The 20,487-nt window shown below is 39.3% G+C and carries 23 protein-coding genes; 2 read left to right on the top strand and 21 right to left on the bottom strand.

The window, feature by feature from the left end; genetic code table 11:
- Positions 1-21: 21 nt before the first annotated feature.
- Positions 22-312: a DUF6465 family protein gene (locus KTB61_RS07230; protein ID WP_216697130.1), complete on the bottom strand. Its 291-nt coding sequence runs from the start codon at positions 310-312 to the stop codon at positions 22-24.
- A 353-nt stretch (positions 313-665) separates the two neighbouring features.
- Between KTB61_RS07230 and KTB61_RS07235 the strand changes: the two genes are divergently transcribed.
- Positions 666-3,296 carry a carbon-nitrogen hydrolase family protein gene (locus KTB61_RS07235; protein WP_230973662.1) on the top strand — a complete coding sequence of 877 codons (2,631 nt, stop codon included), beginning with the start codon at positions 666-668 and terminating at the stop codon, positions 3,294-3,296.
- 63 nt (positions 3,297-3,359) lie between these two features.
- Here the strand turns inward: KTB61_RS07235 and KTB61_RS07240 are convergent, their stop codons facing one another.
- Positions 3,360-4,238 carry an AraC family transcriptional regulator gene (locus tag KTB61_RS07240; protein ID WP_216697131.1) on the bottom strand — a complete coding sequence of 293 codons (879 nt, stop codon included), beginning with the start codon at positions 4,236-4,238 and terminating at the stop codon, positions 3,360-3,362.
- Positions 4,239-4,369: 131 nt separating this feature from the next.
- Between KTB61_RS07240 and KTB61_RS07245 the strand changes: the two genes are divergently transcribed.
- The gene (locus tag KTB61_RS07245; protein ID WP_330390901.1) at positions 4,370-4,513 is read left to right on the top strand and encodes a hypothetical protein; all 144 of its coding nucleotides are present in this window, start codon (positions 4,370-4,372) and stop codon (positions 4,511-4,513) included.
- A gap of 591 nt (positions 4,514-5,104) precedes the next feature.
- Here the strand turns inward: KTB61_RS07245 and KTB61_RS07250 are convergent.
- The 19 genes from KTB61_RS07250 to KTB61_RS07340 all read right to left on the bottom strand — a co-directional run bounded on the left by KTB61_RS07250 (position 5,105) and on the right by KTB61_RS07340 (position 20,400).
- On the bottom strand, positions 5,105-7,456 hold the full coding sequence (locus KTB61_RS07250) for a heavy metal translocating P-type ATPase (RefSeq protein WP_216697132.1): 2,352 nt from the start codon (positions 7,454-7,456) through the stop codon (positions 5,105-5,107).
- A gap of 74 nt (positions 7,457-7,530) precedes the next feature.
- A complete protein-coding gene (locus KTB61_RS07255) occupies positions 7,531-7,884 on the bottom strand; it encodes an ArsR/SmtB family transcription factor (protein WP_216697133.1) in 354 nt (117 codons plus the stop codon).
- Between the two features lie 83 nt (positions 7,885-7,967).
- Positions 7,968-8,318: a DUF2200 domain-containing protein gene (locus KTB61_RS07260; protein ID WP_216697134.1), complete on the bottom strand. Its 351-nt coding sequence runs from the start codon at positions 8,316-8,318 to the stop codon at positions 7,968-7,970.
- A 63-nt stretch (positions 8,319-8,381) separates the two neighbouring features.
- A complete protein-coding gene (locus KTB61_RS07265) occupies positions 8,382-8,666 on the bottom strand; it encodes a DUF1905 domain-containing protein (RefSeq protein WP_216697135.1) in 285 nt (94 codons plus the stop codon).
- A gap of 212 nt (positions 8,667-8,878) precedes the next feature.
- Entirely contained in the window at positions 8,879-9,292 is a 414-nt protein-coding gene (locus KTB61_RS07270) for a GNAT family N-acetyltransferase (RefSeq protein WP_216697136.1), read from the bottom strand.
- 98 nt (positions 9,293-9,390) lie between these two features.
- Positions 9,391-9,612 (bottom strand): helix-turn-helix domain-containing protein, encoded by a 222-nt coding sequence (locus KTB61_RS07275; RefSeq protein WP_216697137.1) that lies wholly within the window; start codon positions 9,610-9,612, stop codon positions 9,391-9,393.
- Between the two features lie 358 nt (positions 9,613-9,970).
- Positions 9,971-10,399: a GNAT family N-acetyltransferase gene (locus KTB61_RS07280; RefSeq protein WP_029172350.1), complete on the bottom strand. Its 429-nt coding sequence runs from the start codon at positions 10,397-10,399 to the stop codon at positions 9,971-9,973.
- Between the two features lie 178 nt (positions 10,400-10,577).
- The gene (locus KTB61_RS07285) at positions 10,578-12,152 is read right to left on the bottom strand and encodes a recombinase family protein (RefSeq protein WP_216697138.1); all 1,575 of its coding nucleotides are present in this window, start codon (positions 12,150-12,152) and stop codon (positions 10,578-10,580) included.
- 3 nt (positions 12,153-12,155) lie between these two features.
- Positions 12,156-12,578 (bottom strand): recombinase, encoded by a 423-nt coding sequence (locus KTB61_RS07290; RefSeq protein WP_408630306.1) that lies wholly within the window; start codon positions 12,576-12,578, stop codon positions 12,156-12,158.
- Positions 12,571-14,133: a recombinase family protein gene (locus tag KTB61_RS07295; RefSeq protein WP_216697139.1), complete on the bottom strand. Its 1,563-nt coding sequence runs from the start codon at positions 14,131-14,133 to the stop codon at positions 12,571-12,573. The genes KTB61_RS07290 and KTB61_RS07295 overlap by 8 nt, the downstream gene beginning before the upstream one ends.
- Before the next feature lie 61 nt (positions 14,134-14,194).
- A complete protein-coding gene (locus KTB61_RS07300) occupies positions 14,195-14,413 on the bottom strand; it encodes an SHOCT domain-containing protein (RefSeq protein WP_022059219.1) in 219 nt (72 codons plus the stop codon).
- A gap of 56 nt (positions 14,414-14,469) precedes the next feature.
- A complete protein-coding gene (locus tag KTB61_RS07305; protein WP_216697140.1) occupies positions 14,470-16,422 on the bottom strand; it encodes a DNA polymerase in 1,953 nt (650 codons plus the stop codon).
- A 63-nt stretch (positions 16,423-16,485) separates the two neighbouring features.
- Positions 16,486-16,665 carry a hypothetical protein gene (locus tag KTB61_RS07310; protein ID WP_022059221.1) on the bottom strand — a complete coding sequence of 60 codons (180 nt, stop codon included), beginning with the start codon at positions 16,663-16,665 and terminating at the stop codon, positions 16,486-16,488.
- An 81-nt stretch (positions 16,666-16,746) separates the two neighbouring features.
- The gene (locus tag KTB61_RS07315; protein ID WP_022059222.1) at positions 16,747-17,295 is read right to left on the bottom strand and encodes a DUF2815 family protein; all 549 of its coding nucleotides are present in this window, start codon (positions 17,293-17,295) and stop codon (positions 16,747-16,749) included.
- A gap of 5 nt (positions 17,296-17,300) precedes the next feature.
- A complete protein-coding gene (locus tag KTB61_RS07320) occupies positions 17,301-18,431 on the bottom strand; it encodes a DUF2800 domain-containing protein (RefSeq protein WP_216697141.1) in 1,131 nt (376 codons plus the stop codon).
- The gene (locus KTB61_RS07325; protein ID WP_216697142.1) at positions 18,424-18,780 is read right to left on the bottom strand and encodes an rRNA biogenesis protein rrp5; all 357 of its coding nucleotides are present in this window, start codon (positions 18,778-18,780) and stop codon (positions 18,424-18,426) included. The genes KTB61_RS07320 and KTB61_RS07325 overlap by 8 nt, the downstream gene beginning before the upstream one ends.
- The gene (locus tag KTB61_RS07330; protein ID WP_022059225.1) at positions 18,777-18,971 is read right to left on the bottom strand and encodes a hypothetical protein; all 195 of its coding nucleotides are present in this window, start codon (positions 18,969-18,971) and stop codon (positions 18,777-18,779) included. The genes KTB61_RS07325 and KTB61_RS07330 overlap by 4 nt, the downstream gene beginning before the upstream one ends.
- Positions 18,972-19,202: 231 nt before the next feature.
- A complete protein-coding gene (locus tag KTB61_RS07335; RefSeq protein ID WP_216697143.1) occupies positions 19,203-20,063 on the bottom strand; it encodes an N-acetylmuramoyl-L-alanine amidase in 861 nt (286 codons plus the stop codon).
- Between the two features lie 139 nt (positions 20,064-20,202).
- The gene (locus KTB61_RS07340; protein ID WP_022059227.1) at positions 20,203-20,400 is read right to left on the bottom strand and encodes a hypothetical protein; all 198 of its coding nucleotides are present in this window, start codon (positions 20,398-20,400) and stop codon (positions 20,203-20,205) included.
- Positions 20,401-20,487: the final 87 nt, after the last annotated feature.

Here is a 20,487-nt window from a genome sequence, read left to right on the forward strand (position 1 = left end):
TTACGCTATAGTATCTTCTAATTAAAAAATGTCGATACTTCCCCTAGTTTCTCCATTAATTGTATAATAAGCTTTTCCTTCTTCCGGTTTTACATATATATCCAATTCTTTTAAATCTTTGACTTTGTTTCCTTCTTCTTTCCATATTTCCTTGATTTTTGTTATAATCTCTTTTTCTTCAAATTCATTTCCCTGATACTGTACAAAAAAACGTGATTTCATATTTTCTTCTTCTACCTTTCCTATCTCTTTTATTTTAATCACTTTCTGTAATGCCTTATTTTTCTTTTTTGTGATTCTTCGATTAGCCATATTCCCTCCCACATGATATTTATGTCACAATGCATACTACCATATAAAGAGCCAGTTAGTCAAACAATTATACAAAAGACGAAACCATGTGAAAATAACACAAAAAATTAAAAAAATAAAGCGAGAATTAAAAAAACATATTAAAATAAAAAAATAACTTAAAACAAATTAAAAAAATAAACTCATAATTCAGATAGCTTGACATTAAAAAAAGTTAAGCATATCATTGTTTCATCACAAACCAATCAGACAAAGCAAAGAAGCTTTACAGAGCATAGAAAATGCTGTGTAAGGCTTTTTTTGTTTTGGAAAAGTATGAAAAGGAGATGAAGAAATTGCAAAAAGCACAGAAAATGATACGGAAATCAGTATCATTTGCTCTTGCTGTGATACTTACTTTTGTAATGTCAGTGACCACAGTACTTGCAGATACAGATTATTCCAGACTAGAACGATTAACGCAGCCATCTTACCAATATACTTTTGTGAAAGATGAACTAGCAGTTGTTAATTTCCAACCCAAATGGGGTGACAAAAAGACAAATGTAAACAGTATGATTGAGTATATCGAGGAAGCACATAAAAAAGGAACAAAGATTATACTTTTCCCAGAAATGTGTGTAACTGGATATGCATCATCCAGTTACGAAGAATCTGAAATTTATCAGATGCCAATCAAAAATGCAGAGGATTTAGATGGTCCAACCCAGAAAACCATTGCAGCATTATCAGACAAATATGACATGTGGGTCATCTATGGTGGTACTCAGAAAGTATATAATGATAACAAAACCGTAGATACCAAGCATGCCTACAATTCAGCATTCGCCTGCTCACCAGAAGGAAAAGTAACTGCTTATCAGAAAATCACTCCTGTAGAAGGAGCCTGGTGTAAAGCAGGTACAACACCTGTCCTTTTAGATGCAGGAAAATATGGAAAGATTGGTTTAAGCATTTGTTATGATACCTATGCTACGCCTGAACTTGGAAGATATTATGCAGCCAAAGGTGCCAATATTTTATTAAATCCAACAGCAACCTCCAGAAGCTATCGATCTGATAATGATAAGGGATGGGAATGGTATTATAAAAACCGTCTGGAAAGTGGTGCATCTAGAGAAGGTTATACTATCTTAAGTTCCAATCTTGTTGGAAAAGATGGGCCAAATGAAAATTATAACTTCCCTGGTGGAAGTATTATTTTGAAAGCAGTCTTCAATGGACCAACCTACTATGCCGGAACTACTGATACAGAAGTAAAAGCAAATGAGAAAGCAGATATTGTAACAGGAAAAGAAGGGCTGCTAACCAACATGGAAAAAATCACCTGTGTAACCGGCTCCACCTGCTCTAACAAAGACTTTAATCCGGAAATGTATGCTACACTGTACAAACGACTGGCAACAAAGAAAGCCAATGGAGCTTCTTTATCTTACTCCTCAAAAGTAACTGATGGTCCAAAAGCTGCAGTTGTCAATATGGCAGGTGTATGGGGTGATAAAGAAACTAATATTAATAATATGAAAAAATATGTGGAAGAAGCAGCTGCACAGGATGTAGATATCCTAGTATTCCCAGAGACTGTATTAACAGGTTATGAATATCAGAAGCCAAAAGACGGAGAAGACGCCATGCAAGTGAAACTTGCGGAACTGATTCCAGGTCCAACCACCAAGAAATTCTCTGAATTGGCACAAAAATATGATATGTATATTATTTTTGGAATGACAGAAAAAGACAAGAGTGGACCAATTTATGAAAATGAAGTTGAAAAAGTATACAACTCTGCTGCAATCTGTATGCCAAATGGAACTATTGATTCTTATCGTAAGATTCATCGTGCAGGAGCAGAAGATCAATGGTCAGTACCTGGAGAAAATCCGAAGATGTTTGAAACAAAATGGGGTAAAGTTGGTATCGACATCTGTCGTGACGGTCACTTCTATCCTGAATTAGGAAGATACTACGCTGCGATGGGTTGTACTTTATTCATTCATCCAACAGCAACCACAGGAAACCCTTGGTACCGTGAAACAAGAATCGGTTCTTATACCGATCGTGATGGAATGGCTGCAATTACATGTAACCTTCTTGGACCAGATGGAACCTTACAATCTGATGGAACCTATTCTGGTGGAATTTTTAATAGTACCAGTTTGATCATTACCAAACAGCAGCATGGATTTAATACAGAAACCGGATCTGCCATTGATTTAAATGGTACTGGATCTGAATCTGAAGGATATGAAGAACGCAAAACCAGTCCAGAAGGATTAGAAGTTGCAACAATGAATTTAAATGGATGTGGATTTAGAATCAGCAACTTTAACCCAGATCTGTTTTCCAGAATGTATGACGATTTGGCAAAAGATTACCGTGCAGGCTACACCAGTCTCTACAGTGAATCCATCAATCAGCCAGAAACCATTGATTTGTCTGAAAATAAAACTGTAAATACGGTAACTGTAACCTTTAAAGGAACTTCCGAAAAAACTGTAAAAGTCATGAAAAATGTAAAAACAGGAACAAAATTGCCTGCATGGAGCAAAGCTCAGTACAAGGCGGCTGGTAAGAAAGGTTACATCTTTGCAGGATGGACATATAATGGCAAAGTCATCACAACCGTCCCATCTGTGAAAGAAAAAGTTACTTTAACTGCTAAATTTGTAAAACTTTCTGTAGGACAGGCAAAATCACTTTCCGTAAAAGGGAAATCCGGAAAAGGCGTTGGATTTGTAGCCACCTCACAAAAATATACAAAAACTGATGGATCCAGACGTGGATTTACATACCGCTATGCCACAAACTCAAAAATGAAAAATGCTAAAACAAATACAACCGGTATTGCAAAGAATGTATATACCAAGACCGGATTAAAGAAAGGAAACAAATATTACATACAAGTTCGCTATTACTACTATGATTCCACAAACCAAAGAGTTTATGGAGCATATTCCAAAGCGAAATTGGTAAAGGCATATTAAGAAAAATGTTTCTGATTGAAAGTGCCCACTAAAAAAACTTTAGTGGGCACTTCTTTTCTATACTTATTTTTCATTAACTGCAATCCAGATTTCGCAGGTATAATTTGGATCGCTGACCTTATCAGAAGGATATACTTCAAGTTCAATCCCCTGACCATACTCATACTTATCACTCTGTGGAAAGAATTCTGAAACAATCTTCCGATAAGTTTCCACAAAAGCATCTGGCATTTTCCCTTTGCAGGTGAACACAACATAAGTATATGCCGGAATTTCTATAATCTCCAGGCTATCCTGATCCACCGGGCTGCCGTCATACTCTACACCAATACCATACGGAAACTTTGAAGCTTGCATTTCGGCAGAAAAGCATATGCCAAGCAAACCTTTCAGTTTAGGTTTTTTAGGAAAATAACTGATAATCTGCTGTGTAGATCCATCCGCTGCACATTCTCCCCAAAATGCAGAAATATCTGCTGTTGCCGCTGCATTTGCAGGTTTTCCTACTGTCTTACGTTTGCAGATAACCTGAAAAGCATCCAATTTCTCAATTCTATAGTCCATCGTACTACCTCCTGTTAAAATAAGTTTTACAGACAGTCTGGAAAAAGACTTGATATTACCTCCATGCCTTGCTTCTGTAGGCGTAATTCCGTGGAAACGGGCAAAAGCTCTGGTAAAACTTTCTGGCGTGTCATAACCATATTTCAAGGCAATGTCTATAACCCTATCATCTGTTTGAATCAGGTCTTCTGCTGCCAGAGAAAGACGCCGCATACGGATATAATCTCCCAACGTAAATCCACACAGAATACTGAATACCCTTTGAAAATGAAATGATGACGAATAGGCCTCTTTCGCCACAATCTCATAGTCTATTTCTTCTGTTAAGTGAGCTTCCGTATAATCAATCGCTCTTTGAATCCCTGCTATCCATTCCATATTCTTTTCCTCCTGTTCTGTGACTACATTTTATCAAGAAACAAATCCAGTCTCCCGACATTTTATGCTGTGTAGTGTTAATTGGAGAAAGAGCACATTCATGTTACTTTAGCAGGGATGCTTATGCCAATATGATAAACGATAATCCATATACTGATAACAAGGAACTTCTGATTATACCTGACATGGTTCACACAGACTTATATGATGGCGGTGGAAAGGATGCAATTCCGTTTGATAAGCTTGAAGATTTCTTTAAAGTAAATCTGAAATAGGGACGATATCACAGGTTGTAAAAACCAAAGATATATAAAAGTATGAAAATAAAACCCTCTGGATTACCATAATCGATATCCCGGAGGGTTATTTCTACTTTTCAGGGTTCAAAACATCTCACCTATTAAAACAGAACTCTTCACATTTTTTCATTTCGTACTAGTTTAATGATTTGGCTTTTCTTGACATCAAACACACCGTCTCAACATGGCTCGGTTCTCCAACGAGTAACGCATTTCATACCTACTGTACAAGGGAATGGTGGAACACCTATTTTCGCCTTAAAATGGGTATGTCGAACCGATACGAGTGTTGAATAGCCTTATTGCTCGTATAGGCAAATAAGGTAAATCTATGCTACCTAAATTTCAAGTTTCCTGTCTAACCGCATCAGCTCGACAAACTATAATTTTCTGTTCTCTAATAATATTTTTCCATCAAGATTAAAGGAATTTTTCAAAAGCAATGTCAGCTCTCTCAAATGGAAATTTTTCTTTATCGGCTGGTATTTCTGCGAAACCATTTTTCAAGCATGAACTCATTTTCTATTTGATACAATGATAATTCTGCAAATCCCTTTATATCTCTTATTATTTTTTCATAATACGCATCGCATTCAAGACAGCTATAATTGCAACTCCAACATCACCGAATACCGCTTCCCACATGCCAGCAATACCAAACGCACCCAGCACTAAGAAAACGCCCTTGATAGCAAGTGCAATTACAATATTCTGACTTACAATACGCTTTGTTGCTTTTGCCACCTCAATGGCTTCCACGAGTTTTGATGGTTCGTCTGTCATCAGAACCACATCCGCTGCCTCAATCGCAGCGTCTGAACCCAGACCGCCCATTGCAATACCTACATCTGCACGTGCAAGAACAGGTGCATCATTGATACCATCTCCGATGAAAGCCAGCTTGCTCCCCTGACGTTTTTTGCTATCAAGTAATTCTAGCTTTTCTACTTTTTGGTCTGGCAGAAGCTGTGCGTAATATTCATCCAGTTTTAATTCTTCGGCTATCGCCTTACCAATTCTTTCATCATCTCCTGTCAGCATTACCGTCTTTTCTACACCAATACGTTTCAAATCGGCGATTGCTTTTTTACTATCTGCCTTTACTTCATCTGAAATCAAAATACAGCCCGCATATTGACCATCTACAGCAACATAAACCTTTGTACCGACTTTCTCGCATAAATCATACGTTATCTTTTCTTTATCCATCAGTTTTGTATTTCCGGCAAGAACTTTTTTACCTTTGACTTCTACACTGATACCATGTCCAGAAATCTCTTTATAGTTAGTAACAGCATTCTGTTCAATATCTTTTCCATAAGCGGACAAAATTGATTTTGCAATTGGATGATTTGAGAAACTCTCTGCATTTGCAGCATATTCCAATACCTGCTCTTCCGTAAAACCATTCTCTGGCAAAATAGCGGTTACATTAAATACCCCTTTTGTAAGTGTTCCTGTTTTGTCAAAAACAACGACACTAACACTGTTAAGTGCTTCCAGATAGTTGCTTCCTTTTACAAGCACTCCATGTTTAGAAGCTGCACCGATTCCGCCAAAGAAAGTCAATGGTATAGAAATGACCAATGCACATGGGCAAGAAATAACAAGGAATACAAAGCCTCTGCGAATCCATTCGATCCATTCCCCACCAAATACCAATGGAGGAACAATGGCAAGAATTGCTGCCAAAATTACAACAACCGGAGTATAGTAACGTGCAAACGTTGTAATAAAGTTTTCCGTTGGTGCTTTACGGCTTGAAGCATTTTCTACCAAATCAATTATCTTAGAAACTGTAGATTCACCAAAACCTTTGGTTACCTGAATTGTCAGAACACCACTCTGATTGATGCAGCCTGAAAGAGCCTCCTCGCCTTTTTTAATATTTCTTGGAACAGATTCACCAGTCAGGGCTTTTGTATCAAGCATTGATTCGCCGTCAAGAACAATTCCATCTAATGGGATTTTTTCACCAGGCTTTACTACGATTACTTCTCCTACTGCAACTGTCTCAGGTGCCACAGTAAATAATTCTCCATCTCTACTTACCGTTGCTGAATCCGGACGAATATCCATCAAGTCGGCAATGGATTTTCTGGAACGCTTAACTGCCATATCCTGAAAATACTCTCCAACCTGATAGAACAGCATAACTGCAACTGCTTCCGGGTATTCACCGATAACAAAAGCTCCAACGGTAGACAGGCTCATCAAAAAGTTTTCATCAAACACTCGGCCTTTGGATATATTCTTAACTGCACGCATCACCACATCGCCACCAAGAATAATATAAGCCACAATGAGAAATGCCAGTTCTACTGTCAACGATACATCGGTAAACGCAGACAGTCCCATACCGATTGCATAAATGGCTGCTCCGGCAACCAGACGAATGGTCATTTTCCTGCTTTCATTCTCATCATCATTTACATTATTTGTTTTTGTCTTGCTTATAGATTCTACAATATATTCTGATACCTCTACTTCTGGTTCATGACTATGAACAATCGTTTTAATCTGTTTTTCGATTGTTGCATCTACTGAAGCATCTATGCTGATTGTTAATGTCTGCTTCATCAAATTCATCACAGAAGAGTTCACTCCATCCAGTTCGCCTACTTCTTTTTCAATCTTTGCGGAACAATTCGGACAATCAAGGCCTTTCAATAAATATTGTTTCTTTATTGATTCAGATGTTTTATCCACAACTTTTACATCCGGTTCATGACTGTGTACTATAGTTTCAATCTTTTTTTCTATTGTATCTGCAATTGCAGGGTCAAACTCAATCGTCAATGTTTGTTTCATTAAATTAACAATAGAAGAGTGAATGCCTGCCAGCTCGCCAACCTCTTTTTCGATTTTTGCAGAACAGTTTGGGCAATCAAGGCCCTTCAATAAAAATATTTTTTTCATATAAAAGCCTCCTTTTTATTTCGTAGTTGTTCAATCGTTCAACTATAAGAGTAAAAAATGACGAAATAAATTCATCATTCATGTATATGTTCAAAGCCCATATCTATCATTTCTTTTACATGATCATCTGCCAAAGAATAGTAAATAATCTGAGCTTCACGTCGGAATTTGACAAGGTTAGCAAGTTTTAATGCTTTTAATTGATGGGAAATAGCTGACTTCGTCACGCCGAGTAATACCGCCAAATCACAGACACACATTTCATTCTGTTCCAATGCATGTAAAATCTGAATTCTGGTACTGTCTCCAAACAGCTTAAACAAGGATGCCAGCTGTACATAATCTTCTTTAGGCTGCATTTTATTTCGGGTATCATTAACTAAATCTTCATGAATCACATCACAATCGCATGTCAGTTTGTTTGCCATATCGAATCCCTCCTTTGTTTGATTAGTTGAGCAATCTTTCAACTAATCAAATTATATGTCATTGTTTACGTCTTGTCAATAGGTTACTTTCTTAAAATGCATTCCATCTTTTTCCCTTTTGCTAATTCATCAATCAGTTTATCTAAATACCTTATTTCCTGCATAAGTGGTTCTTTTATCTCTTCAACTTTCACACCGCAGACAGATCCTTTAATCAATTTTCTTTTAGAATTCATTGCAGGTGCATTCTTAAAGAAGCTCTCATAACTTACTGCTGATTCAAAAGCATTTTTTATCTCTTCTGTGCTGTATCCTGTAAGCCACTGTATAATTTCATTTACTTCATCTTCGGCACGTCCTTTTTTAACTGCTTTATTTACTAAAAGAGGATATATTTTCGCAAAGCTCATTGCATAAATCTTTTCGTTTCCCATTCTCGGCTCCTGTTATTGTAAACCATAATTCTCATTGTTATCTTTCATAATGTAAATTTAATCTTATACTTCCTTAATCGTTACAGTAATTGTATCGCCTGCATATTTTCCCATTTTTTCCTGAATATCTTTACGCACACCAATGATATAACAGATTGAACCATCCGTATTTTTTACTCCCATATTCACAATACTTCCACTATAAGGAATGTCATCAAATGTAGCCTGAACCTTTACTCTTCCCTTTCCAAATTCTTTTCTAACATCATAGGGGAATCTGACAAACGCTCCATGCCTATCCGGTACGGGTTCAATCACTGCTTCATACTTGTATATTTTATCGTTCATACTTGTGCACCTTTCTTTTTACAACTTCAAATCTTTAAACGCTTTCAGACTCACCAGAAGCATATCTTGAATAGCCATTTCTATTGACCCTTTCGCACTTGGAAATTAAAATTTGTTATCGTTCACTAAATCGGAAATATCTCTCCGAATATTACTTTCATTCTTTCAACCTTGGTATTGATTCAGCCCATTTGCTTTTCATAGAATACGCTCTAGTCATCTCTTCCGATTTCAGTATAGCCACACTTTCTATAAAACCGGTTTGTACGTTCGTTCCAAGTCGGGGTATCCAACTTTATTGTTTTAGAAGCGAATAAGCCCTCAATTTCTGTCATAAGCTTCATCCCGTATCCCTGACGAAAATATCCGGGATCAATAAATATTCTTCCGATGAATAATTCCTCTTCCACAAACAGAACAGCACCGCCCACAATTATTCCATCACCATTTAAAAAAGTATACAGGTGATCCTGCTCCATCATCTCTCTATGCCAGTTTTCCGAATCATAATCCGGCGGTCCGCCTGCTTCTTTTCCGCCAACTTCTATATCAGAATCAAATGCCTTGATGGAAATTGCTGTAAGTTCTTTAATATCGTTTATCGTACTCTTGCGTAAAAACATCATGAATCCTCCATGCGAATTATAAATTCAAATTTGTTTAATTCCGAAAATTGGAATTTTATCTCTCTATCATAAGTTCAGATATGTAATCGGATTCTAATTCAATTACTCGTTTTTATCTGCTCTCCGTCTGGGAAGATAAACGACTGTTCAAAGATTACACCCATGACATCAGCAATCTGTTTCAATTCTTCCAGGCTCACAGTATCTCGTTTCAGTTTCTTACCAAAGTTCTGTGGTGTCTGACCTATCCGTCTGGCAAGTTCTGAAAGACTTATATTCTTTTTATTACATAATTCTTTAATCATATCGGATGTCTTCATCGTTATCCTCCATGTCTAAAACGCACCTCACTTATCACATTATAAACCATTTGGTTGATAAATTCAATCCAGACACGGTTTCACTCTGTAAATTTTCTATGAACGAAAAAACACCCTGCATTAGCGGGGTGTTCGTAAGACAGTTAAATAGGCAAAAGGCGTGACGAAAGTGATCACGCCTTTTTTCATGTAAGGATAGCCGCATAGCGGCGCAAGGGATGGATCCCCTTGTACGGAACGCAGTGACGCACCCCAGATATTCAGGGGGCCGAGCTGTTCGGTCTCGCAGAGCGCACATACGGGTTTAACCCGTATAGAAGTGCGCCCTTAGTATCAGTTCGACAAATCTTAATTTGACTTACTTCTTCACTCTTTTTGATAAATGAAGTTCATTATCATCTACATATCCAAGTTTATTATATACAGTTTGTGCAACAAGATTTTCTTGTCCTGTTAGAAGTTCATATTTGTCAAGTGGATAATTCTTACTGCAATAAGCCTCTGCAAAAGTAATCATCTCACTCGCTAAGCCTCTTTTTCTGTATGCTGGTTTAACATACACTTCTGTAATTTCAGGCATATATTCATCATAGCAGAACGATTTTTTAAGCTGAACACAAACAAATCCAACTAACATATCATCTTCATCAGCAACGATAACAACTTCCTGTTTATTATTCATAAGGGAATTTCTAATATTGTCTATGCTTGTATCGCCCTCACCATTAAATTCGTTGTTTAAGATGTTTAATTGCTCCGCATCATTTACAGTTGCTATTCTTACCATTACAACCTCCATAAATTATTATCTATTCGACCTATTCAAGTTTATCGGTCTGTTTAATCATATCATACGGCTTCAATTTATACAAGAACAGTCCCGGCAGACATTACTGCCGGGACTGAAACTGTTTTACGAATGCTCCCGATTGCTGCAAGGTGTTGATGTAATAGTTCCTATTCAATTATCTTTTGAGTTCAACAGTCATGCCGGATTTGAATTCGAAGATTAATTTATCATCATAAACTGTGATTTTTTCAATAAGCCTTCTGACCAGTTGCTCATCATATTCTGTGATTCTGCTTGTTTGTGTTTGAAGAAAATGTCGCATTTCATTAATTCGTTTTCTGAGCATTTCCTGTTCAGCATCCTTTGTTACAACTGCTGCTTTCTTTTCCCTCAAGGCATCTATTTCCTTTGCTATAACATCATACTCGGCATTTTTATTTACGCACATCACAAGCTTTTCCTGCAATTCCGCCATTCTTTGGTCTATATACTCAAGTGTTGCCGTAGAATCACCATTCAGCACATCTTCGATATTATGCTGTAGCTGTGCCAAAAATTCTTCTCTTCCTCCAAGAGTCTTATTGATGGCTCTCATGACTGCCTTTTGAATTTCAGATTCACTGATTGCCTCAGCATCACAGCCTTTTTTCGGTCCCTTCTCAATTCGGCTGGCACATCTCCATTTGTTATAAGATGCACCCCTGGCTTTCCACGCAACTCTTCTGAAAAGATCCCCACATTTACCACAGTATATGATGCTCGATAATGCATATTTGCTGCTGTAGACCCTTTTCCTCTTCCCGTTTTCCGTTCTTAAATGAGCTCTTCTTTGCAGTTCTTCCTGGACCTGCATGAACAACTGTCTTGGAATGATTGCTTCATGGTTATTTTCAACATAGTACTGAGGAACAATTCCATTATTAGCAACTCTCTTCTTTGTAAGAACGTCAACCGTATAGGTCTTCTGTAAAAGAGCATCTCCCATATACTTTTCATTAGTAAGGATTTTTCTGATGCCATCACTTCGCCATTTCATATTTCCGGTTGCGGTTGGAATACCATCTGCCATAAGTCCGTCTGCTATATTTTTAAGGCTTGCGCCTTGAAGGTACTCTCGGAATATTCTTCTTACCACCACAGCCTGATCTTCATCAATGATGAGATGTCCATTCTCGTCTTTTGTGTATCCCAAGAACCAATTATGGTTAATCTGAACCTCCCCGTTCTGATATCTGAATTGAAGTCCCATCTTTACATTCTTGGAAAGCGACTCAGATTCCTGCTGTGCAAGTGATGCCATAATAGTAAGAAGTACCTCGCCTTTAGCATCTAAAGTATTGATATTTTCCTTTTCAAAAAATACTGGCACGTTCTTTTCCTTCAGCTGTCTGATGTACTTAAGGCAATCTAGGGTATTTCTTGCAAATCGGCTGATTGACTTTGTGATAATCATATCAATCTTGCCTGCCATCGTATCTTCAATCATTCGATTGAACTCTTCTCGCTTTTTAGTGTTTGTACCGCTGATACCGTCATCAGCATAGATTCCAGCAAATTCCCATTCAGGATTCTTTCTAATGAATTCTGTGTAATGCTCAACCTGTGCATCGTAGCTTGTAGCCTGTTCTTCGCTGTCAGTACTTACTCTACAGTACGCTGCGACCTTTAGCTTTGGCTTATCTTCTGCGGTTACCGTATTACCTACACGTTTTTTTGCCGGAATAACTGTTATGTTCTTTGCTCCTGCCATAGGTTATTCCTCACTTTCTATCAAACTGTAAATGTATTCTGCCTGCTCGAATGGATCAGGAAATGTTAAATCAGCTGGCTTGAAATGAAATGCTGTAGGAACTGTCTTATTGTGTTCCTTGCATCTTCTGTCGAGCCTTCCAAGGTTTCCTGCCCTTCGTGTCAGCTCTTCCAGAAATCTTGTCTGGGTTTCTTCGTCAATTATCTGTGGGTAATAGTCTGTTCCCAGATACTTCTTGTTAGAAAGCATTCTCTTTACTGATGCATGGTTCATCTTAAAACCGGCATCTTTAGCTGCATTAATAAGTGACTTGCCTTCAAAATAGTATCTGTAGGTTGCCCTTATTTGTTCTGCAGCCGTTTCATCAACTACAGCACAACCGTCAACTATTTTGTACCCTACTGGTATGTGTGCCATTTCAATCAATCCTTTCTTTTAGCTTTAAGCCGCACTTAAATTCAAATTCAACTTTATCCCTTGACAGCACTTTTACCTTTTCTATAAATCTTTCAAATAGGGATTCTTCCCATTCAGTAAAAGGCTCTGCTCCGTTAAGGAAACTAACCATGTCACTTAATGCCTGTTCCATCGTGTAGCCTGCGTTATCCATTCTGTAAAGAAGATCTCGTTTTGCAGCAAGCTGTTCATACTCCATTATCAGTTTGTTATGAGCCTCGGCAAATACAGGTCTTTCAAGATAGCCTCTTGTAAGAAGTGTATTCAGCTGCTTTCTCTGTTCTTCATTGCTCTGCATATCCTTTTCGATGTCTTCCATACTGTGAATGTTCTTCTTCGAATTACTGGTAGTGATGGAAATAAGAAGTGGCTTTAAGACCAGGTCATTACCGAAACGCAACTTGTTCATCATCGTAAGGAACACTCTCTTTAAGTCATCATCACGAATGAACTTCATGGAGCAGGAACTCGAATCTTCAATATGTCCGCCACAGCACCAGGCATTGTAGCTTCTGCCGTGGGAAGTGTAATGGTATCTTCTCTTAAAGGATCTTCCACACTCACCACACTTGATTTTTCCAGACATGGCATATCTGTTCTGGTATTTTGCTGTATTCTCACTGCAGTTGCCTTTTTCAAGTCCACGCTGTCTGATGGCTTCCTTTGCCTTTTCAAAGGTATCCTTGTCAATGATAGGCTCGTGATGATTTTCACAGTAATATTGTTCTTCTTCGCCATAGTTCCTTTTTCGCTTGAAGGATGCATCTGTGATGGTCTTCTGAAAAAGTGCATCTCCTATGTACTTCTCATTTGTAAGAATGCCGTTAATCGTAGCGCCTGTCCACTTAGCCCCTCTCTTGGTCGGAACACCTTTTTCATTCAATTCCTTTGCAATTATGTGGGTGCTCTTTCCGGCAAGGCATCCTGCAAAAATCTCTTTTACAACTTCTGCCTGTTCTGGAACAATCACCATCTCACCATCAACATTGGCATAACCATAAGGCGGATAGGAAATCACATAAGTACCGTTCTGGAATCTCTTCTTGATGCTCCACTTCTCATTCTCGGAAATGGAACGTGACTCGCTTTCTGCCATGCTGGCCAATACGGCAAGCATCAATTCGCTTTCCATAGAGCCGGTGTTTATATTTTCCTTTTCAAAAATAACATAGACTTCATAATTCAAAAGCTTTCTTACAAGTGTCAGACAATCGGTAGTGTTTCTGCTGAATCTGCTGATGGACTTTGTAATGACAAGATCGATAAGACCTTTTTCACAGTCTTCCATAAGTCTTAACAACCCATCTCTCTTTGCAGTCTTTGTACCGCTGACACCATCATCATAATAAATACCTGCATATTCCCATTCACTGTTTGCTTTGATGTAACTCTCATAATGATTTTTCTGTGTTTCAAGGCTGAGTTCCTGTTCATCACTATCAGTTGAAACTCTGCAGTATGCAGCCACCCTTGTCTTCTTAAAAATGGAGAAATCAACCTGATTGATTTTCGTTACATTCTTCACTTATATCACCTCGCTTTATCGTATGACATATTCCCGTAGAAACCGTTATATATCAAGTCAATTACTGATAAATCTCGCATAGATAGGGAGAGAAAATAAGCCGATTTTTCTCGGAGATTTTGTGTAATTCATCATCAGAAATAAGACCCTTTTCTGCCATCTTACGAACTATCCTTTCAGCGAGAATGAAGTCAAATTCCTTCTGCAATTCTTCCTGTGTAAACACCTTTGTGTCAGGCTTTGGTGCTGCTGCACCGTCTTCTAATTTTGTAATCTGCATAAAAAAGCACCTCCTACCATGTAGCCTTAGCAGGAGGTTGAAAAGGACGTTTTTCATTAATCTTTTTTATAAAACTGACATTCATAGCCGTCAGCACGAAGAAGCAGACCCTTCGCCCAGGGTGGAGTTCTTCCCATCTGCTCACACACGGCACCAAGGGACATATTCTTTCTGCACTCGATGATGACTTCATCATGCACATGAGCAACGATATTACAGTTTCTTAAAGTCTGCATTGCATACATGAGAATATCCCTTGCGATTGCCTGTGTGATGTTTTCACAAAACTTTGGACCATAGCTTTCAAGCCTTTCCCATTTCTTTGTACCACCTACACCTTCATAGGTAACAGACGCACCACCGAACTGATTCACACCCATCTTGGGTTTTACATATGCAAGTCTTCTGCCTGAAGGAAGAACGATAAAAAGAAATCCACTCTCATACATAAATCGTATGCCGTGAGTTTCGGTTGTGATTCTCTTCTTGACTGTTTCCTTTACACAGTTATCAATATCCCACCACAACATTGTGATGGCAGGATTTGAATTTCTCCAGGCATAGACAAGAGGCTGCAGTTCATCTTCATTCAGACCCATTTCAATAGCACCCATAGCTTTCAATGCTCCGACTGAGCCTCCATATCCAAGCGCAAGTTCTGCAATCTTACCTTTCTGTCTTAAATGACCATTGATGCCATGCTTTTCAACAGGAACACCGAACATCTGTGATGCACTGCTGCAGTATATGTCTTTTCCTTCTTCAAAAACTTTCATTCTCCATTTTTCTCCAGCAAGCCACGCAAGGACTCTCGCTTCAATGGCAGAAAAGTCAGCAACGATGAATTTGTTATCTCCCTGTGGCACAAAGGCTGTACGGATAAGCTGTGACAAGGTATCCGGGATATCATCATATAACAGTTCAAGGGCATCAAAGTTACCGTATCTTACAAGACCTCTTGCCTGTGTAAGATCTGGCATATGGTTCTGAGGCAGGTTCTGGAGCTGCACCAGTCTTCCGGCAAATCTGCCAGTTCTGTTGGCTCCGTAAAACTGAAACATTCCTCTTGCTCTGTTATCCATGCACACGGCATTTTTCATAGCCGTATATTTCTTCACACTGCTTTTAGCAAGCTGCTGACGAAGAGACAAGACTTCTGCCAAGTGTTCCGGTGCATCCTTAATCATCTCGGCTACTACCTTTTTACCAAGACTGCCAGTTTCAAGTCCGTTGTCAGAAAGCCAGCCTTTCATCTGCTGTACGGAGTTAGGATTTTCAAGACCGGTAAGTTCCTGCATCTGCTTTGTAAGTGCCGTCTTGCTCTTCTCATCAAAGGCAATGGCATTCTTAACAAAAACCATATCAACACCAATTCCACGGTCATTGATTTCCTGATCTAAATGATACTCATCCCAGATGGTTTCGCTTACCGGGAAACGGGATAGCTTCTGTTGAATACCCATTTCCGTTTCAACATCACGGATATTGTAGGCTTTGAACTGCTGCCACTTCTCTAAATCGTGATATGGCATATTTTTTGTTCTGCCACCGTTTACCTTGGTTGGAGAACAGGGAACACAGAAGTATTTGATGAGATTCTTGCCTTCCGATAGTTTCTGCTTTTCAAGACCAAGAACGGCTCCTACTCCTTCCAGGGATAATGGAAGTCCAAGAGTTGCCGCCCAAACAAGAGTGCAACGCCATGACACAGGATCAAGACAATATCCCTTAAGAGATACACCATTATCACGAAGATACCTCGATAAACAGACTCTTTCAAATTGTGCATTGAATGCCCACTTTATTACTTCATCATCTGTAAGAGCAACAATAATATCGTCCGGTATCTTTTCTCCCATTGCCAGATCTACAACCTTGACCTCGCCACCATCTACGGAATATCCGAAAAGTAGAATCTCAAAGTCTTCACTTTCTGCATAACGGTAAACCCCGGATTTTTGCAGACTCACACTTGAAAAGGTTTCAATATCTATACTGATTGATTTCACATTCTCACTTCCTTCCAAAGTAAAACAGACGGCAGAGGATTGTCCTCCACCGCCTGCACATTTTTATTCTTCAGTTGTTTCTTCAGCAGATTTTTTCTTTGCCTTACGTTTCTTGATTGAATCCTTGACAAGCCAGATACCATTCATAATGGTGCTTACAATGCCGTAGATACCAGCACCCATAAAGATGTAGAAGATGATAATCACATCAATCTGCTTTGCTAATTCATATAATTCGTTCATATCGTTTACCTCGTATATTCGTAATAGTCGCAGACGGTGGTGTTTCACACCGCCTGCCGGAAGTTAAAAGGTCGGTTCAGATTAAGATAAGAAATCGTCATCTTCCTCTGTGCTGAAATCATCAGTTGCAGAGCTGCGACCACCAAGGGGTTCTCCGTCTCTAATCTTCTGAATGTTGCCAAGACCACAAGCAATACCCTTATTACCATTGGAGTTGAATGCATAGAAGTTAAGTGAAACTCTCGCATAGCAACCACTGTACACTTCATCACGGTCAAGGATAGGCTTTACGGCCTTATCAACAATCTGTGGTGCTGTCTTACTGTTGGCATTGATGAACCAATGTCCGGCATAAGCCTCGTCCTCACGCTCTGTGTCACCATCACGAAGAGGAAGCTTGATTGCTGCCTTGTTAGGCTTCTTGCCACCGAACTTTGCGATGCCTTCCTCAATAGCTGCATCAACCGCATCATTGATTGCCTTTACTGTTTCCTTATCATCCTTTGGAATAAGAACAGATACGCTGTATCTTTCAGGACCGCCATTGATAGATGTAGGCTCCCATCCGTGGAAATAAGAAAGTCTTGTGTTCTTGCCTGTGATAACTTTTGTTTTTCTTACATTCGCCATAATCGTTAATCCTCCATTTTAAATTCGTTTTTAGCGTCTGATATATGCATTGCCTCTCTCTTATCCGAGTTAGGTACAAGAGTCGGCTTTCCGGGTGGTTTGTAGATAAGGTCACCCAGTACCTTTTCAAATGTTGCTTTACCCATCAGTCTTTGCATCTCTGTAAGAGTGATAAGGCTCTGACGGTAAATATCCTTATAGCCTGCTTCCTTGGCTGCTTTGGCAACTGCATCTTCATCCGTGTACTTACGGACAGAGCGTCCTTCAACAACCTTGAATCCGTCCCACTGCTTGCCGTGGTTTACTGCCGATTCGGTGGCATAAGCCATAATCTCATTTGCCCACTTTGTAAGATCAGGAATAACCTTTAAAATTTCTTCGATTTCCGAATCTGTAAGAAGTGGCGGAAGTTTGAATTCTTCCTGTGCAAGTTTCAGCTTTTCTTCTGCTCTTGCTCTGCATCTGACTGCCGCCCTGCAGAATTTACACCACTCGCCGGGACAGTATTCGCCTTCGCCATTCATGGCCATTTCAGCCTTTGGCTTTAATACTTCTTCTGCCCAAGTCTTCAGTTCATCAACTGGGATTGTCCAGGTACTCACATTCTCCCTGCGTGGCTGGAAGATGGACATCGATATTTCCTTGATGTCATATAAGCTGTCATAGATGGCAAGTGCACCGAGTGCATAACATTTCATCTGTGGATTGTCTGTTGCATCTACCAGAACTCCCATGCCGTACTTGAAATCAATGATGTGAAGCTTATCGTCTGAAACAATCACGCAGTCTGCTGTACCATAACCATCTGGAACATATTCAGAGAAGTCTACGTGTTGCTCTATCAGCACCAATGGGTCCTTGCAGTTCTGCTTTGCAATGTCAAGCTGTTCTAAGACAAAGTCCACGTATGCATCTGTGTGTTCCTGCATTTCATCACTGTCATAGGATGAAACAGGTCTTTTACTTCTTCTGCGGAAAGCCTTCTTAAGCTTGTGTTCGCACCATGCGTGGGCAGCTGTTCCTTCTTCTGCTGCCTGGCTTGTCTTATTTTCAAATTCTGATTCAAGACTTGCACTTGGTGTACAGTTGAGCCATCTGTGAGAACTTGAGGGGGAAAGGAATGCGTGTTTACTCATTTCCTAGCACCTCCGCCTCTTTGATGATTGCTTCATAGTTGCTAGGGTCGATGTCGGATAACTTGCTGCCTCCGAACTTTGCAATCAGCCCCTTAACTTCTGATGTAAGTCCGTTCTGGCTCTTCTCTGCAAGAACACCTCTTACATCTTCAAGTGTGTAAACCTTAGCTTTTTCCTTCTTAGGCTTTGAAGTCTTTTCAGGAATCTGTTCTACAGGCTGTGATTCAGTTATTTCTACAGATTTCATATCTGTAAGAACATCAGCTACCACCTGAAGACTGTCTGCCAGGTTACGCACATTCGTGATGACGTGGGCAACAGCGTCAAGTAATTCTGTTACTTTGTTCATGGTCTACCTCCTTCCGTAACTTTTGTGATGGCAAGTTCCTCAACCGTGTCACCCGGAACAAGAATCATGATCTTCTGCTTTTTACCGAACAGCATTCTCATAAATCTTTCTCGAAGTGTGATGCTCTTGTAGGACACCATGCCGTTTCGTTGTGGCTTGTCAGAAACACTAATGTGAAGATTATGTTTCATCGTTACACCTCCAATTCCGAGAGATTTGTTTCTCTCTAACTTTTAGCCTTGGGAAGAGGTTCAAAAGGACGGTTTTTTGAAAAACTTTTTTATTTTCCTTTTTCCTTGTTTTGCTCTTCCTAACTAGTAGCCTTGAAAAGAGCATCAAAAGGACGGTTTTTACAAAAAAAATAAAGCCTGCCTACACTCCGAAGAATGCAAGCAGGCTCATAGCACTGTTTTAACTATTTCTTATTTTAAGAGTTCATTTACTCTCTTCTGTACCTTTGCGTAGTCATATCCGGCTACTGTAAGCTTTGCCTTTCTGTCGGCACCGTTGCCCCATAAACCTTTGATGACTTCCTTTGCAAGCTCATCTACCGTTTTGGTACTTGAGGTAGTAGAGCCTACGATTCTTCCGTTTTCATCAAAGACAAAGTATCCAGGATTTGATGCAGCACATCTCTTTGCATTATCAAGGGACTTGAATGCACCTTTCTGTGATTTTGCATCATTCCAAGATTTTCTGACTCTATATAATCCACTTGCAGTTGTTCCGCCAGAAGAAGGACCACCAAGCTGTGCAGTTACCTTTGTTGCAAGGTCACCTAGTCTTGAATAAAGCCAGTCACCAGGACAGGACTTATTGGCAAACCAACGATGTACCGTAAGAACCATCTCATCGGATTTCGGCCTGTAATTCAGTGCCTTCGACTTGCTTCCAAGCCACAGAAGTTTCTTCTTGCCATTGCGCTTGCAGATATCGGTGCAAAGCTTGATAAGAGACGCATACACTTTATTGTTCATGGCATAAGGATGTTTTGTATCCGATGCACATTCAATCGTCACAGCTCTCTGATCATTGGCATTGGAAGAAGAACACCAGGAGCGATTTTTCTCTTCCACATACATGCCAACTCTTCCATCCGGCCCAATGCCATAGTTGCAGCTTGCCTGTCTGGATCTTGGTGCAAAGATGTTTCCTAAAGTTTCTACACTGCACTGACCTACTACGCAATGCGGTGTAATTCTGTCAATGGAATGTGTTCTCTTTCCGGAATGATTTGGACTGAGTCTTGTGTAAGATACCATTTTACTGTTTGTATAAGCCATATTATTTTTCCTCACTTTCTGCTCTGCCTTGGAGCTACTCTAATAACGATTTGATTTTTTCTTTGTATCTGATGTAAAAAATAAAGTCCCGACAGGATTTCTCCCATCTGGACTTCAACTCGTCTTTCTTTGTTTTCTATTAATTATCTGTAAAAAATAATGCCTCCCTCCACGCATCAACATATCCGCTTTTATATGCAATCTCTATCATCCTTTCGGCATCACATTTTAAAAGTTTATTGTCTTCAAATCCTTCCAGAAGATAATCGATCTCTTGGGGAAAATCTCGCTTTGAAAAAAATTCTTCATTTCTTGTATTATGCTGTGGCTTTTCCATATTAACTTCTCCATTCTTCTAACAATTAACAATTTGCTGTATGTTACCATGCTATCTCCGTAGAATCAAGTTATACTGCAAATGAAA

The organism is Anaerostipes faecalis, from assembly GCF_018982945.1.
Taxonomy (GTDB): domain Bacteria; phylum Bacillota; class Clostridia; order Lachnospirales; family Lachnospiraceae; genus Anaerostipes; species Anaerostipes faecalis.